The 16,327-nt window shown below is 44.4% G+C and carries 12 protein-coding genes and 1 tRNA gene; 6 read left to right on the forward strand and 7 right to left on the reverse strand.

Features of this window, described 5'->3' with window-relative positions; genetic code table 11:
- Positions 1-76: 76 nt before the first annotated feature.
- Positions 77-1,501, forward strand: a complete 1,425-nt coding sequence (gene nhaC / locus ABYU67_RS03735; protein WP_372843667.1) for a Na+/H+ antiporter NhaC — start codon at positions 77-79, stop codon at positions 1,499-1,501.
- Between the two features lie 65 nt (positions 1,502-1,566).
- On the opposite strand, the gene ABYU67_RS03740 is transcribed toward nhaC, so the two are convergent.
- The gene (locus tag ABYU67_RS03740) at positions 1,567-2,487 is read right to left on the reverse strand and encodes a LysR family transcriptional regulator (RefSeq protein WP_372843668.1); all 921 of its coding nucleotides are present in this window, start codon (positions 2,485-2,487) and stop codon (positions 1,567-1,569) included.
- 203 nt (positions 2,488-2,690) lie between these two features.
- Between ABYU67_RS03740 and speB the strand changes: the two genes are divergently transcribed.
- The 3 genes from speB (at position 2,691) to ABYU67_RS03755 (ending at position 7,009) form a co-directional block, all read left to right on the forward strand.
- Positions 2,691-3,659 (forward strand): agmatinase, encoded by a 969-nt coding sequence (gene speB / locus ABYU67_RS03745; RefSeq protein ID WP_372843696.1) that lies wholly within the window; start codon positions 2,691-2,693, stop codon positions 3,657-3,659.
- Positions 3,660-3,767: 108 nt separating this feature from the next.
- The gene (locus ABYU67_RS03750; protein WP_372843669.1) at positions 3,768-5,501 is read left to right on the forward strand and encodes a 5-guanidino-2-oxopentanoate decarboxylase; all 1,734 of its coding nucleotides are present in this window, start codon (positions 3,768-3,770) and stop codon (positions 5,499-5,501) included.
- Between the two features lie 101 nt (positions 5,502-5,602).
- Positions 5,603-7,009, forward strand: coding sequence for a YjiH family protein (locus tag ABYU67_RS03755; protein WP_372843670.1), 1,407 nt, complete (start codon positions 5,603-5,605; stop codon positions 7,007-7,009).
- A 172-nt stretch (positions 7,010-7,181) separates the two neighbouring features.
- Here the strand turns inward: ABYU67_RS03755 and ABYU67_RS03760 are convergent, their stop codons facing one another.
- The 4 genes from ABYU67_RS03760 to ABYU67_RS03775 all read right to left on the reverse strand — a co-directional run bounded on the left by ABYU67_RS03760 (position 7,182) and on the right by ABYU67_RS03775 (position 12,924).
- Complete coding sequence (locus ABYU67_RS03760; RefSeq protein WP_372843671.1) at positions 7,182-8,240, reverse strand: CaiB/BaiF CoA transferase family protein; 1,059 nt, start codon at positions 8,238-8,240, stop codon at positions 7,182-7,184.
- Positions 8,233-10,416: a 3-hydroxyacyl-CoA dehydrogenase NAD-binding domain-containing protein gene (locus ABYU67_RS03765; protein ID WP_372843672.1), complete on the reverse strand. Its 2,184-nt coding sequence runs from the start codon at positions 10,414-10,416 to the stop codon at positions 8,233-8,235. The genes ABYU67_RS03760 and ABYU67_RS03765 overlap by 8 nt, the downstream gene beginning before the upstream one ends.
- A 65-nt stretch (positions 10,417-10,481) precedes the next feature.
- Complete coding sequence (locus tag ABYU67_RS03770; protein WP_372843673.1) at positions 10,482-11,690, reverse strand: acetyl-CoA C-acetyltransferase; 1,209 nt, start codon at positions 11,688-11,690, stop codon at positions 10,482-10,484.
- A gap of 82 nt (positions 11,691-11,772) precedes the next feature.
- Positions 11,773-12,924, reverse strand: coding sequence for an acyl-CoA dehydrogenase family protein (locus tag ABYU67_RS03775; protein WP_372843674.1), 1,152 nt, complete (start codon positions 12,922-12,924; stop codon positions 11,773-11,775).
- Between the two features lie 239 nt (positions 12,925-13,163).
- Between ABYU67_RS03775 and ABYU67_RS03780 the strand changes: the two genes are divergently transcribed.
- Positions 13,164-13,817: a TetR/AcrR family transcriptional regulator gene (locus ABYU67_RS03780; RefSeq protein ID WP_372843675.1), complete on the forward strand. Its 654-nt coding sequence runs from the start codon at positions 13,164-13,166 to the stop codon at positions 13,815-13,817.
- A 231-nt stretch (positions 13,818-14,048) separates the two neighbouring features.
- Here the strand turns inward: ABYU67_RS03780 and ABYU67_RS03785 are convergent.
- Positions 14,049-14,135: transfer RNA gene (locus ABYU67_RS03785), tRNA-Leu, on the reverse strand.
- Between the two features lie 139 nt (positions 14,136-14,274).
- Positions 14,275-15,048, reverse strand: coding sequence for a ferredoxin--NADP reductase (locus ABYU67_RS03790; protein ID WP_372843676.1), 774 nt, complete (start codon positions 15,046-15,048; stop codon positions 14,275-14,277).
- 399 nt (positions 15,049-15,447) lie between these two features.
- Between ABYU67_RS03790 and tsaA the strand changes: the two genes are divergently transcribed.
- A complete protein-coding gene (gene tsaA, locus ABYU67_RS03795; RefSeq protein ID WP_372843677.1) occupies positions 15,448-16,326 on the forward strand; it encodes a tRNA (N6-threonylcarbamoyladenosine(37)-N6)-methyltransferase TrmO in 879 nt (292 codons plus the stop codon).
- Position 16,327: the final 1 nt, after the last annotated feature.

The raw sequence follows: 16,327 nt of genomic DNA on the forward strand, positions 1-16,327 counted from the left end.
GCTAACAACTGATTAAACTTATCACCCTAAAATCAAACCCTGTTGCCAGAAACTACTGGCACTCTAAGGATGTGTGATGCCTCCAAAAATTCTAACCCAAATCTCAGCTCAACTGGCGTTTATGATTTCAGCCATTGTTATTGCTATCATGGGCGTTACCATGATTGGCTTTGGCTGGGTACCGCATTTATCATTAATCCTCGCTATCTGTGTGCTACTAGGCATAGGTATCTTTAAAGGATTAAGTTTTGATGACATGCAAGCGCAAATGGCATCTGGCGTTATGCGCGGTATTGGTGCAATCTATTTATTCTTCTTTATCGGTCTGATGGTCGCCGCCTTAATGATGTCTGGTGCCATTCCAACTCTGATGTATTTTGGTTTTGAGCTGATATCGCCGCAGTATTATTATATCTCAGCCTTTGTGTTGACCTCTATCATTGGCATCGCCTTGGGCAGTAGTTTGACGACTGCCGCCACACTTGGCGTGGCGTTCATTGGTATGAGCAATGCCTTTGATGCCAATGTCGCAATAGCGGCGGGCGCCGTGGTATCAGGGGCATTCTTTGGTGATAAAATGTCACCATTGTCGGATACCTGTACCATTGCATCAGCGGTTGTGGGCATCGATTTGTTTGAGCATATACGCAATATGATGTATACCACCGTGCCAGCATGGATACTGACGGTTATATTATTTTGGTTTTTCTCAGGACAGACAGCTGGCTCTGATTTGAGTGAAGTAACGATGTTACAAGGACAACTGATCGACAGCGGCTTGGTACATGGTTATGCGGTATTGCCATTTGTGGTTTTGATTGCGCTAGCGCTACTGCGAGTCAATGCTATTTATACCATTATCTGCACCATCGCTGTGGCGATTATCATTACCTATATACATAGCTCGCCAAACTTTGGGCAGTTAGGTGGTTATTTCTTTGCTGGTTACACGCCTGCAGAGTCGTTAGAGCTTGGTGAAGTGGGCGGTATGCTATCGCGTGGCGGTGTACAAAGCATGTTCTTTACCCAAGCCATTGTGATATTGGCGCTAAGTTTAGGTGGACTACTGACAGCGTTGGGTATTTTGCCAGCACTATTATCTGGCATCAAAGACAATTTAACGACAGCTGGACGTGCCATTTTTGCTGCTGCCATGTCAGCACTGAGCATCAACGTCCTTATCGGTGAACAGTACTTGAGTATTCTGTTATCTGGTACAGCATTTCGTCCGACGTTTGAGCGCTTGAATTTACATCCAAAAAATCTATCGCGCACCATTGAGGATGCCGGTACCGTTATCAATCCACTTGTACCTTGGAGTGTCTGCGGTGTCTTTATTAGCCAAGCGTTGGGTGTACCCGTGCTTGATTACCTACCTTATGCGTTCTTCTGTTATCTATCACTGCTACTGACGATATTGTTTGGTTTTACAGGGATAACGATTACGCGTAAAGATGGTTCCAATGTCCGTAAACACCAAAAAGCACAAGCAGTAAATTAAAAAGAACAGCATTTTATTAAGCAACATCTAAACACTATCTAAACACCAACCCCTTTAAAGAGTATTTATTCTTTAAAGGGGTTTTTTCGTAATAGGCTCATCATCTGCTCTAAAAATTCAGCGACGTGCTTATGCAGGTTTTCACGATATGCCCAATGATGTTTGACCTCGTAACTTGCCACATCGGGCAATAAGATTTTCATCAGACCCGCATCTTTATAGCGCTTAGCAAAATCATAAGGTAGATAGCCGACATGATGACCGGCAAGAATTAACTGCGCTGTTGCATCCATGTGATAGGTAGTCGCGCTCAGGGTTTTGGGGCGGATATGGTTAATATTGTGGTCGACCACATAGCCACGCTTTATCCAAGGATGATGCTGTTCTAAGTCCTCAAAGCTCAGTCCTTCTGATTTATCAAATAAAGGATGCGCCCGCCCGCAGCAAACCACCTGCTGCTCAATAAAAGTAGGTTTAAAGCTGAGCAGCGGTGGAAAGCTACCGAAATAACCAACGCCAATATCGCTTTCATTGCTAAGCAGCTTATCTAACATACTCTCAGGGCTTTGCACATCGATTGAAAAATGGATAAGCGGATTGTCACGATAACTGGTAGCTAAGCACTGCTGCAAAGCATCATAAAAAAACGTCGGCATCTGATCCGTTAAACATAGGCGAATATGACCGCCACGAACCGAATCCAATTGACGAATATAATGCAGTTGGTGCTGAAAGCTGGCAACGGCTTCATTAAAGCTCAAGCAAGCCTCATAAACTGCTTTACCATCTTCTGTTAGACTAAAACCTGCGCGCCCACGATGACATAGGGTCATGCCCAGTCTGTCCTCTAAATGAGTTAAATGTCCGCTAATGACAGAGGGAGTGATATTTAAGCGCGACTGCGCCGCCGTCACGCCTTGACACTCGACAATCGCCATAAAACTTCGCAGGGTTTTTATATCTATCTTTATTAGTTCATCTAGCATATAGGGTGATGCCTTAGTATTCATTAAGTCTGTCGAGTTTGTTTAAGCTTCTATAAATAACGAATAAATCTTACTTACTACGAAAATTCAGAAGTTTACTTCTAAATTTTACCATGGTCTATATCTATGTAGTTAGGTATGGTCAAAGGTATAGAGAAATTATCTGTCTTGATAAATGTAATAATAAAACAAGGATGTGAATGATGGAATTTAATCAACCATTAAGCGGTAATGACATGCCAAGATTTGGCGGCTTTGCGTCTATGATGCGCCTGCCAACTCAAGCGGATGCAGAAGGGCTAGATGTTGCATTCGTTGGCGTCCCTTTAGATATCGGTGCGTCGAACCGTAGCGGTGCCAGACTAGGGCCACGTCAGATTCGTGATGAATCACGTATGATTCGCCCTTATAATGTCGCTACGCGCGCAGCCCCTTTTGAGTCCTTACAAGTTGCTGATATCGGCGATGTCCCTATTAATACTTTCAACCTGCTAAAAAGCGTTGATATTATTGAGAAATTCTATACCGATAAAATCGTCAAACATGGCGCCATTCCACTAACGTTAGGCGGCGACCATACCATTGCTTTGCCTATCTTACGTGCGCTTGCCAAAAAACATGGTCCTGTCGGGATGGTGCATATCGACGCGCATGCTGATATCAATGATGAAATGTTTGGTGAAAAAATTGCCCATGGTACACCGTTCCGCCGCGCAGTGGAGGAAAACCTTATTGATGGTAACCGTGTGGTGCAGATTGGCTTGCGTGGTACAGGTTATAGCGCTGAAGAGTTTGATTGGTCAACCGAGCAAGGTTTTCGGGTAGTGCCTGCTGAAGAATGCTGGTATAAGTCACTGACACCGCTGATGGCGGAAGTGCGCGAAAAGCTAGGCAATGGTCCTGTCTATCTAAGTTTTGATATTGATGGCATCGATCCTGCGTTTGCTCCGGGTACAGGTACTGCTGAAATTGGCGGCTTGACGTCAACGCAAGGTATCGAAATCATTCGCGGTATGCGTGGACTTGATGTGGTTGGCGGCGACTTGGTAGAAGTATCACCGCCGTATGATCCGTTTGGTAATACGTCAGTGTTGGCGGCAAACTTGCTGTTTGAGATGCTATGTATCCTACCGGGCGTGCGCTACGACGATAAAGTCAAAGCCATTTATTAAGAATGATTTATAATCGCAAACTGCTTTTTATAAGGGATTAAAGGGCAGCTTGGGTTTAACACTGAACGACTTATCTAATTGCTATTGAATTTTTAGGATGATTGACTCATGACGCACTCTTTACAGACGCCTTCTTCATTGCCAGTTGCCTCGCCAACTACCTCGTCTCTAACCTGCGGTGAGCTGCTCGTACAGTGGTTAGAATATTATGGGGTTGAGACGGTATTTGGTATTCCGGGCGTACATACGGTCGAGCTATATCGCGGTCTGCCCAATACTGATATTCGCCATGTGACGCCGCGTCATGAGCAAGGCGCAGGCTTTATGGCTGACGGTTATTATCGTGCGTCTGGTAAAGTCGGAGTGTGTTTTATTATCACCGGACCCGGCATGACCAATATCATGACGGCGATGGCGCAAGCATTGGCAGATTCGATACCGATGCTGGTGATCTCTAGTGTCAATAAAGTGCAGCATACCGGCAGCGGTGAAGGGCATTTGCATGAGTTACATGATCAGCAAGGTATGGTCAGTAAGGTTGCGCTTATGAGTAAAACCATCTGGCAGCCTGAGTCGTTACCAAAAGTCATTGCCGAAGCTTTTGCTTTATTTAATGGCGCGCGTCCGGGACCGGTGCATATCCAGTTGCCTATCGATGTAATTACCGCTGATGCCAGCCATGTCGCTAAACCACCTAAACTAAGTAATCCTGAAAATAATCAGGCTGCTCATCATCGTTTGACGCAACCACAAGTTACCAAACCGTTACCTCATCCTGCACAATTAGATTTGATTGTTGAAACCTTAAAAGTGGCAAAAAACCCAGTACTGCTCTATGGCGGTGGCTGCGTTGATGTTGATAATGACGCGCAAAAACTGGCAGAATTGATAGATGCGCCGACATTTTTGACTATTAATGCTAAAGGTTTGTTGCCGCCAGCTCATCCGCTGAGTTTGGGTAGCAACCAATCATTAGACGCAGGTCGCGCTGTCATTAGCGAGGCGGATTTGGTCTTAGCGATAGGGACTGAGCTTGGTGAGACTGATTACGATGTATTTTTTAATTGTGGGTTCCAAATCAATGGCACGCTGATTCGTATCGACTGCGATGCTCAGCAATTACAGCGTCCGTTTAGAGCGGATATTGCGCTTTTGTCTGATGCGCAAATGGCTATCAGCGGTTTATGTACGCGCTTAGAGAGTCAACCGCTGAATCATCAAGCAGCACCGCTAGTAGCAAAGGTAAAGCAAGCGTTGATAGAAGAAATGACACCAGATTTTGCTGGTCAAAATGCATTGCTACAGCTGATCAGAGATGAGGTAGAAGGTGTCATCTTTGTTGGCGATTCAACCCAGCCTGTCTATAGTGGCAATCTTGGCTTTGAAGCATTAGCCACGCGTCGATGGTTTAACTCATCAACTGGCTTTGGCACTTTGGGATATGGTTTGCCTGCTGCTATTGGGGCTATGATTGGCTCAAAAGCGCCGGTCATTAGTCTAATTGGTGATGGTGGGATTCAGTTTACCATTGCCGAGCTCATCTGCGCCGCTGAGCTTGAGCTGCCATTGATTGTGTTGTTATGGAACAACCAAGGTTATGGAGAGATTCGCCGGTATATGGAAGAGGGTGGCTTACCTTTAATTGGGGTCAATATCAAAACCCCAAATTTCGAACCGTTAGCGGCAGGATTTGGGGCAGGTTATCGTAGAATCATCGCTAAACAGCAGCTACTTGAGGCATTAAAAGCAGATATCAAAGGTACTCAGCCATTCATCTACGAAGTTGATGAGGCGGATGAATTTTTGATTGACATGGGTAAAGCGTTTCGCAGCTTTAGCTAAACATTGCTTTGTCATAAAAATAACCAATTCGCTTAAACCATCTATCGGTCAGACCGCCAAAGGGAAAAATTGGCGTGCGTCGTCTATCAAGGAGGAATCAGATGTCAGAAGTTATTGATCAGTCGCAGCAGCCCATATTGGGCAATCATGCTAGCGCGTCAGAGACACCGCAAGGCACACAGTGGCGTGCTGCAATGTGGAAGTTCTTATTGTTTTCGGCAGTGGGTATTGCCTTATTTATTATTCCATTTCAGTGGGATGGTAAGGTCACGATTTTATTGGGCGTGCTGACCGACACCTTGCAAGCATTGCTTGGTGGTTCGGTCACTTATGCTGCATTAGCGCTTGTTACGGTTTCTTTTATTGGAGCGCTGACGGTCAAGCTGTTTGCCCCCAATCTGCCAGCTGATTCTATGCGCGCCAAACTCTTTGATGTCAATTGGTTTTGGCTAGTGACGCGGTTTTTAGGGGCGTTATTTGTATGGATGATTTATCTACAAATCGGTCCTGAATTTATTATCAACCGCAATACCGGCGGCGTCATTTTTGAAGATTTGATACCGATTTTGATTCCTTTGTTCTTTTTTGCCATCTTGTCGCTGCCGTTTTTGACTGATTTTGGTTTGATGGAATTTTTGGGTACGTTGTCGAGTAAAATATTTATTACACTGTTTAAGTTGCCCGGTCGCTCAGCGGTCGATGCTATGTCCTCTTGGTTTGGTGCCGCTTCCATTGGCCTGCTTGTTACCATGCAAGAGTATGATAAGAGCTATTATAGTCAGCGCGAAGCCGCTATTATCGCGACGACTTTTTCGGTTACCTCCATCGCCTTTACTTATGTGGTTGCCAAAACCATCGGCGTAGACAATAACTTTGTATATTTTTATCTGACCATTGCTTTAACGGGCTTTATCGCCGCCATTATTATGCCGCGCATACCGCCATTATCTTTAAAGCCTGATACTTATCACTCAGGTAAGAGCATGCTTGATGAAGAGATTCCGACTGAGTACACCACCTATCAATGGGCGCTCAACCGTGCCATCACGCGCGCGCACTCTATGCCAAGCTTGGGTAAAGTTTTTAAACACAGCCTAAAGAACTTGTTTGACATCTATTTTGGTTTGATTCCAGTGGTTTTTGCTATCGGTACCATCGGTCTTGGCTTAGCCGAGTATACACCTGTGTTTAATTGGTTATCGGCACCGCTCGTACCACTGCTTGAATTGCTACAAATTCCAGAAGCAGCAGAAGCTGCTCCAGCGATGATTATGGGCTTTGCTGATATGTATTTGCCAGCTTTGGTCGGTAAAAGTATTGAGAGTGAGATGACAAGGTTTATCGTTGGGGCTGCTTCTATTACCCAGATTATCTATATGTCTGAGGTTGGCGCGCTGATATTGAAATCAAATATCAAGCTTAATGTGCTAGAGCTGTTTATGATTTTTATTCTACGTACGCTTATCAGTTTGGTGGTTATTACTAGCGTGGCGCATCTGTTGTATTAAAACAATGTGATCATAGTCTGATGCTAGGCTAGCAGTCGGTTTGGCCTGATTAAAGGATAGACCGACTGTTCTTTGGCAAAACTAGAAAATGCGCGAGACTATGACTGAGGCGATAATAACCTATCCTTAGTTTTTGGCGCTTAGCTCTAAATGTCAGCGTTAGTATGTCACTTTACTGCCAGCCCAATGTTGCACCATACGCATCTTGGTGGGCAAATAATGGATGCGCACGTGCTTCCTCTAATGTTAAGACTGGGGTCACACAAACATCGGCTGCCTCAAAAACCTGTTGCCAGTGAGCAAGATCGTGACTGGCAAAGGTATCAGCAACCACTTGCGCTGCTTCTTGACTGTCCTTAGTATTAGGCATAACACCCATTTGCCAGTGTGTGCTCTTAAGATGAGGCAAGTCTAATACCTCACATAACCCTTGCCAAAACTTTAACTCTAAAGAGCCAACTGCCATATGACGACTATCGGCGGTTTTGTATAAACGATAACAGGGTAGTAGACCACCTAGGAAGTCATGCTCTGGCTTTGGGCTTTTACCGGAGAAGCTCGCGACCAATTTACCAGTCGCTTTTGGCATGACTAAATGCTGATATAAGCTATGGGTCATACTGACCGAAACGTGACGACCTTTGCCAGTACGCTGTGCTGCAAACACAGCAGCCAAAAGGGCAATCACTGCTGTATCACTGCCACCTGCCAAATCCGCAAACTGGATATTAGGCATTGCCTGATCGCCATTTGCGGTTTTCAATTGGTCAAGCACGCCGCTCATCGCCATAAAGTTGATATCGTGACCCGCTTTATGAGCCCAATTGTGAGTGATGTCATCACTATCAGCCACGCCATAACCAGTAATAGACACCATGACCAGCTTAGGATTAATTGCATGCAAAGTCTTAGCGTCCAATCCCATACCCTCAAGCACCTCAGGACGGAAGCTATCGAGCATAACGTCGCTTTCTTTAAGATGCGCTTTGATAGCTTCAATACCTGCTGGATCACGAAAATCAACTTTTTGAGTCTCTTTACCGTGGTTTAACGCGCTAAACAGCTCGCCAAAAGCGCGGGCTGGATCGCCATTAAGTGGTTCAATCTTAATAATATCTGCGCCCAAGTCTGCAAGCAGCCTAGTCGCAAAAGGCCCTGGTAGGTTACGCGTCAAATCAACGACGCGTAACCCCTGCAGGCAGTCTTTCATAACATCAGCTTGATTAACCATCTACAAACTCCTCGCTACTTAAAGCCATCTCTACTAATATTTGCGCAGGCTCAAAACGCTGACCGTATTTGCTAGCAAGCTCGCGGCTACGCTCTACAAATTTATCGACACCTACTGAGTTGATGAACTGTAGCGTACCACCTTGGTTTGGTGCAAAGCCCCAACCGAAGATTGAACCGACGTTGGCATCAGCCACAGTACGTACGACGTTTTCCTCAAAGCACTTCGCAGTTTCATTGGCTTGCACGTAAAGTAGGCGTTCTACTAAGTCTTGCTGAGTCGGCTGCTCATCTGTCGTTGGGTACAGTCTAGTGAGCTCAGGCCATAGACGTTTTTCAATATCCTCAAAATAGTCATAGAAGCCTTTAGCAACCTTTTTACCTTCACGGCCAAGCTCGTTGACCATCTTTTCTACCACTGGCATGGCAGGATGCGGGGTAAAGGTTTTGCCTGCAGCTTGCAATGCTTTTTTAGTTTGCTCCATCACGTGTAGTGACAGGCTTAGTGATACCTCATCTTGCAGTGCAAGTGGTGGCATCGGCATACCAGACTTCATACCTGCTACTTCAATGCTGCGTGGGTGAATACCCTCGCCAAGCATAGCGATACCTTCTGATACATAAGTGCCAAAGACGCGAGAAGTGTAGAAGCCGCGACTGTCATTGACCACGATCGGTGTCTTACCGATTTGACCAACATAATCAAAGCCTTTTGCTAGCGTTGCATCGTCTGTTTCTTCACCTACTATAATCTCAACCAATGGCATCTTATCTACTGGCGAGAAGAAATGTAGACCGATGAACTGGTTTGGACGATTGCTGGCTTTGGCAAGTTCAGTAATAGGCAAGGTTGACGTGTTAGAAGCATAAACGGCAGTTTCTGGAATAACGGCTTCAGCTTTACGTGTGCATTCTGCTTTAATATCCACATCTTCAAAGACTGCTTCGATGATTAAATCACAGCCCTCTAAATCGTCATAAGACGTTGTAGTCTTGATAAGGTCTAATAAGGCTTGTTTTTTCTTCTGTGTTGAACGGCCACGGCTAATAGCCTTGTCGAGCAACTTAGTAGAATAGCTTTTGCCTTTTTCAGCACCTTCGATAGCCGTATCCAACAGCACCACTTCCACACCCGCTTTGGCTGAGACGTAAGCGATACCAGCGCCCATCATACCGGCGCCAAGGATACCGACCTTGCTCACTTTAGAGCGTTCAAACCCTGCTGGGCGTGACTGACCTTTTTTGATGCTGTTCAGCTGTGTCCAAAGCGTATTAATCATGTTTTTAGACACATCTGATAGCACGCAGGCGACAAAAAAGCGCGACTCAATTTTAAGACCGTTATCGATATCCGTTAAGCAGCCCTCAAACACACTAGATAAAATATGGGTGATTGCTGGATAGTTGCCATGCGATTTTTGATTTGCCATCGCTGGCGCAATAGAGAATACTTGTACTACTTTAGGATGATTGCTGTCACCGCCTGGGATCTTATAGCCTTTTTTATCCCAAGGCTGCTGCGCTGTTGGATTTGCATTGATCCACGCTTTTGCCTTACTGATAAGCTCATCATTATCATGAGCGATATCATCGATAAGACCAATTTCAACCGCCTGCTGCGGGCTAAGCTCTTTGCCTTGCGTCATCAGCTCAAGTGCTTTTTGAATACCGATCAAGCGTGGCAGGCGCTGAGTACCGCCACCACCAGGTAACAGACCAAGCTTGACTTCAGGTAGACCCAGCTTGGTTTTAGACGCTGTCTTTGGGGAATCGATAGCGATACGATAATGACAAGCCAAAGCCAGCTCTAAACCGCCACCCAATGCCGTACCAGTAATGGCAGCAACTACTGGCTTACCTGAAGTTTCAAGTTTACGTAGGCTCGTTTTTAAATCCTCAACCAAGTCAAACGCTTGCTCAGCGGTTTTAATCGTCGCTAATTGATCAATATCTGCGCCGACCACAAAGGTTGATTTACCAGACGTTAAAATCAAACCTTTTGCTTCTTGGTCGTTGACAAAAGCGTCAGTCAATTTAGCAAAGGCGTCATTAAAGCCATCACCAATGACGTTCATCTTACGATCGGTTTGGTCAATAGTGACGGTGATAATTCCATGACCAGATTCGGCAGAAAAGTCTTTCAATGCATTGATGGCATCTACGCTATTAGTACTCATTTGATATCCTTATGTTTATGCGTAAGTTATGTCCATATCTAGACTATATCAGTCATACTTGAGGCTTATACACGTTCAATAATAGTCGCAATACCCATACCGCCGCCGACACACAGGGTGATCATTGCTGTTTTTAGATCGCGGCGCTCAAGCTCATCAAGCACCGTGGTCAGTAGCATCGCACCTGTCGCACCTAGTGGGTGACCCATAGCGATAGCGCCACCATTAACATTGACGATATCAAGTGAGAGACCAAAGTCATCAGCAGTATTAAGAGGTACGGCAGCAAAGGCTTCGTTAATCTCCCAAAGATCGATATCAGCAGCAGTCATACCGGCTTTAGCCAATGCTTTTTTACAGGCAGGGGTAGGGCCAGTCAACATAATGCTTGGTTCTGAGCCAATCACAGACGCCATGGTGATTTTAGCGCGTGGTTTTAGACCAGCTTTTTCGCCAGCAGCCTTACTACCCACAAGACATAATGCTGAACCATCAACAATGCCCGAAGAGTTACCCGCATGGTGAACATGATTGACGTTTTCAATCGTGGTGTACTTATCAAGAATAATGCCATCGAAGCCCATTTTACCGGGCATCATAAATGATGGGTTTAGGCCAGCTAACGTCTCAACCGTTGTGTTTGGACGAATGGTTTCGTCTTTGTCTAATAGCAATAAACCGTTTAGATCTTTGACTGGAATCACTGATTTATCGTAGTAGCCTTTTTCCCAAGCCGCAGCGGATCTTCTGTGTGACTCTGATGCAAACTCATCAACGTCTTTACGACTAAAACCTTTCAAGGTAGCAATGGTATCAGCGCCAACGCCTTGAGGTACGAACTGAACCGCATCGTTTACACGAGGGTCCATATACCAAGCACCGCCGTCCATACCCATGGGTACACGGCTCATCGACTCAACACCACCGGCAACGACTAAGTCTTCCATACCAGACATGACTTTGGTTGCCGCAAGGTTAATGGATTCTAAACCAGACGCACAAAAGCGTGACAGCGTTAACCCTGCCACGCTCTCATGCCAATCGGCGTCGATAACGGCGATACGTGCGATATTAGAACCCTGCTCACCGACTGGTGTCACACAGCCCAAAATAACGTCGTCTACCAAACTGGTATCTAAATTATGGCGCTGCTGCATCTCTTTTAGTAGCGTACGAACCAACCAGATAGGTGATGCCTGATGGAGGGAGCCATCTTTTTTGCCTTTGCCACGTGGGGTGCGAATGGCATCATAGATATAAGCGGTCTGGGTCATAATAAGTCCCTTTAATATTGCATTGGATATGTGTTCAATAATGAAGTGTTGAGGAAAACGTACGTTTCGCAATCATAAGCGACTACATAAAGCGTGAAGCCAGCTCCTTCATAATCTCATTGGTACCGCCGTAGATTTTTTGGACGCGAGCATCGGCATACATACGAGCGATTGGGTACTCTGTCATATAGCCGTAACCACCAAATAACTGTAAGCATTCATCCATGACCTTGCACTGTTTTTCGGTCACCCAATACTTGATTAATGACGCTTGCGGTGTCGTTAGAGTGCCATTAATCATCGATTCAACAGCAGAGTCACACAACGCCCTTACTGCTAGGTAATCAGCTTGAACTTCAGCGAGCTTAAAGCGCGTGTTTTGGAATTTCCAAATTGACTTTCCAAAGGCTTCACGCTCTTTTACGTATTCAAGTGTCAACTCTAGCGCCAGCTTGATAGCGCCGCAACCGCTTAGCGCAATGATTAAACGCTCTTGTGGCAATTCTTGCATCATTTGAATAAAGCCAAGACCCTCTATACCGCCTAATAGATTTTTCTGTGGCACACGGACATTGCTGAAGAACAGCTCTGAGGTATCTTGAGCGGACATCCCAGTCTTTTTAAGGTTACGACCACGCTCGAAGCCTTCTAAGCCATCCGTTTCGACGACAATCAGAGACACGCCTTGAGCGCCCTGCTCACGGTCAGTTTTGCAAGCTAAAAGGATAAGGTTTGCGTGCTGACCATTTGTGATGAAAGTTTTTGAACCGTTGATGATATAGTCGTCGCCGTCTTTTACCGCATAGGTTTTGATTGCCTGTAAGTCGGAACCCGTCGTTGGCTCAGTCATTGCGATAGCGCCAACAGATTTGCCCGTAGCCAGTTTAGGTATCCATGCTTTTTTCTGATCTTCAGTACCATGCTTTAAGATGTATGGCGCAACAATACCTGAGTGAACCATACCGCCAAAACCCGCTTGGTTTGCCTGTGCCTGAGCCAACAAAATAGCGGCTTCGTGACCAAAATCACCACCGCCACCGCCGTACTCTTCAGGTATTGAGGCACATAAAAAGCCCATATCGCCTGCCTCGTGCCAAGCTTTACGATCGATCATGCCGTTTTCACGCCACTGCTCGTCTTTATCTTCCCAGCTTTTAAACATCTTTAAAGCACTGTCATAGACCATGCTATGTTCTTCGGTCATCCAGTTTGAGGCAAAGGCTTCAATACTCATGCAGTTCATCCTTGATAATCATGGTATTTAAATTAATATTTAGGGTAATTTATATTACCCTGTAGTTTGCTATTACAAATCCCTGTAAATAAAAACTTGTAGAAGATATACTAGATGAGCAAAAGGCTTTGCACAATATCTCTAAAATAAATAGTAATGTGTATTACCTTAAATAAAACCACTTTTTAAATAAAGAAACTGACTGTCGTCTAAGTAGATCGTAAGGGGAGTAGAGCGTCATGAGCATGAATAGAGGCGATCAAAAGAGTAGTATTAATACTACTCAGTGCTTGGCATCGTTATCAGATATGCGACCTGCGACCTTGGATAAGATTGAAAAAGCGGTTCGTAAAGTGTTCGCAGGTTTTGATCCTAGCGAAGTCACGATGGCGCAAATAGCCAAGTCCGCCAATGTGTCATTGCAAACGCTCTATAAATACTTTGGTGATAAGCAAACCCTGTTTAATATCATTATGGATATCGTGCTTGGTAGGCTGGCTGAGCGCATCATGGATCACTTACAAGGGATTGATAGCGTCAAAGATCGTTTGCGTAAGACACTTTGGGTCTGTTTTGATTTTGTCGACAGCCATCCTGATGCAGTGATGGTGCTGTCCTCGATATCGGTATCACGCATTCGTAGTATTGCTATTTATGAAAATAAAGAGCTGATTGGGGCATTTTTGGATGTGCTTGAAGATGGGCAAAAACGAGGGGTATTAAACGACAGCGTGCCGCTATACATTCTATTTGATGTGTTTATGGGTTTTATCAGTCGTTTGGGCTTTATGCATATCATGCGTCAAAGCCATACTCCAATCAATAAAGAGTTTGACGCGCTGTTTGTGATTTTGTGGCGAGCGATATCTAAGCCTGAGACAGCAAAAGTATAATGGGTTGTCGCCTAGACCATATTAGAACCTGACTTTCTAACAGTGTTTCTAATCTTAACTTTTATCGTTAGAGAGTCATTTTAGCTTATGAAAACAGTAAAAAGGGTCATTACTGTTAAGTTGACTGTTATTAATTTCATTTTTATACAGATAACTACAGACACAAAAAAGCCCAAACGCTTTAGGCGTATGGGCTCATTGACTATCATCGTACAACTACAGACTGCTATATGGTACCAGTGGTCGGACTCGAACCGACACGCTTTTAAAGGCAACGGATTTTGAATCCGTCATGTCTACCAATTCCATCACACTGGCATGTTAGGTGATAAAGTTTAGATACTACAAACATTATCGAATTGGGCTACAGGGTTATCTCTGTATAGGCTGCGTATTATAGCAGCCTAAATTTACCCGTCAAGAATTATTTATGTTATTTTGAATAAAAATTTAGATTTTAACCCACAAAAGCGCGTTCAACGGCATAATCTGCCTGCACACCCATGCGCGGAGAGACGGTTAGACCAAAACCATCTAAAATAGCGGAAACTTCAGCGTTAAATGGCATGCTACCGCAGATGAGGACGCGATCATCTTCCTTATTCATCGGAGGCAAACCGATATCTTCAAAAAATTTGCCAGATTTCATTAAATCAGTAATACGACCAGTGTTTCTAAATTCTTCACGAGTGACCGTTGGGTAGTAGATAAATTTTTCACGGAAGTCTTCACCAAAAATCTCATCATTTGGCAGCTCGTTTTCGAACATATCACGATAAGCCAAGTCACTAACGCCGCGTACACCATGTACCAAAATGATCTTTTCAAAACGCTCATAGACTTCAGGGTCACGTGCCAATGCTAAAAATGGCGCCACACCTGTACCGGTTGACAGCATATAGAGGTTCTTACCTGGCAGTAGATCATCTAATACGAGAGTGCCCGTTGGTTTTTTGCTGACCAATAGCTCATCACCGATTTTGATATGTTGCAAACGCGAAGTTAATGGACCGTCCTGTACTTTAATAGAGAAAAACTCCAAATGTTCTTCATAATTAGGACTGGCAATTGAGTAGGCGCGCAGTAACGGCTTGCCATCAACGACCAAACCAATCATGGCAAACTCACCATTACGAAAACGTAAGCCGTCGTCGCGTGTGGTTTTGATGCTAAATAGGGCGTCATTCCAATGATGAACCTCTGTAACCGTTTCGGTGCGGAGTTTTGACATAAATTCCTCGTTAGTAAGTGGTAATCTGTATCAATCTAAATAAATGCTGAATACTCATTTTCCATGATAAAGTCAAAATGGAGCAAAATTTTAATAGAAGATAAGTGCTATCAATGCTGACTGAGCCATCACTCTGTTATTTTAACATTATTATTCGGCGTTATAAGCTGAGGCGGCGTACATGACTGCGATTTTTAAGCCATTATTGATGAATGCAAGCCATTCTCAATAAATTTCTCGCTCATCATAACAAACTTTAAAATAAAAATCTGTCAAGCAGCTTTGGTATGGCATGATAAAATGGAATATCGTTAGTGAGTTATTATCTATAATTAACTATAGATGGCTTTTATAGCGCTTGTGTGAAACTATAAAAACCTGTTTTTTTGGATTTGATCTATGTCTTCTCAGACTGATTTTGCTTTAAGTAATCATATAGCACCGATTATCGGTTACCATCGTGCGCCGCTTTCACAGAAGTTTGGCGCGCCAAGACAGCCAAACTTGGTAGCGCTCACCAGCGTGATTGAGATGATTGCGCCTTATGATACGCCAGCGGCATTTGTTGGTCTGGAAGATTTTAGCCATATTTGGGTCAGCTGGCAGTTTCATCATAACTATCTACCTAAACAAAAGCAGATAAAGAAAGACGGGCTGCTTAATGATGACAGCCAGCTTAATAAAGCCGATAGCAGCTTTCGTGCGCAAGTGCGCCCGCCACGTTTGGGTGGCAATCAAAAAATTGGCGTGTTTGCCAGTCGCAGTATGTATCGGCCATCCGCGCTTGGATTGTCTGTGGTGAAGCTTGAAGCTATTGAGATTGCAGAAGGACGAGTATTACTTATCGTCAGTGGTGCTGATATGATAGATGGTACGCCCATTATCGATATTAAGCCTTATGTGGCTTATAGCGATGCCTTACCTGATGCTCAAAGCGGTTTTGCGCCCTCTGCGCCGCATTTGTTGGATGTGACGATTACTAAATTGGCTTATGAGCAGTTTGTGCAAATTATCGCCAATCAAAGTAGTCATAATGAAGTAGAAAAAACCGTTCACAATGAAAAAGTAACGGTAAACGCAGTCATTGATAAAATCCAACAGCAGATATTAAGGTCTGATCTTGATATTATCAAAGCGTTAATAGCGCAAGACCCACGCCCTGCTTATCGTCGTAAAGAGACACATACACCATTTATCATGCGTTATAAAACTGTTGATGTCAGTTTTCAATTGCTGGAATCGGGCGAATTACAGATAACCGCAGTGGTAGAAATATAAA

The organism is Psychrobacter sp. (genome assembly GCF_041554015.1).
Lineage (GTDB): Bacteria > Pseudomonadota > Gammaproteobacteria > Pseudomonadales > Moraxellaceae > Psychrobacter.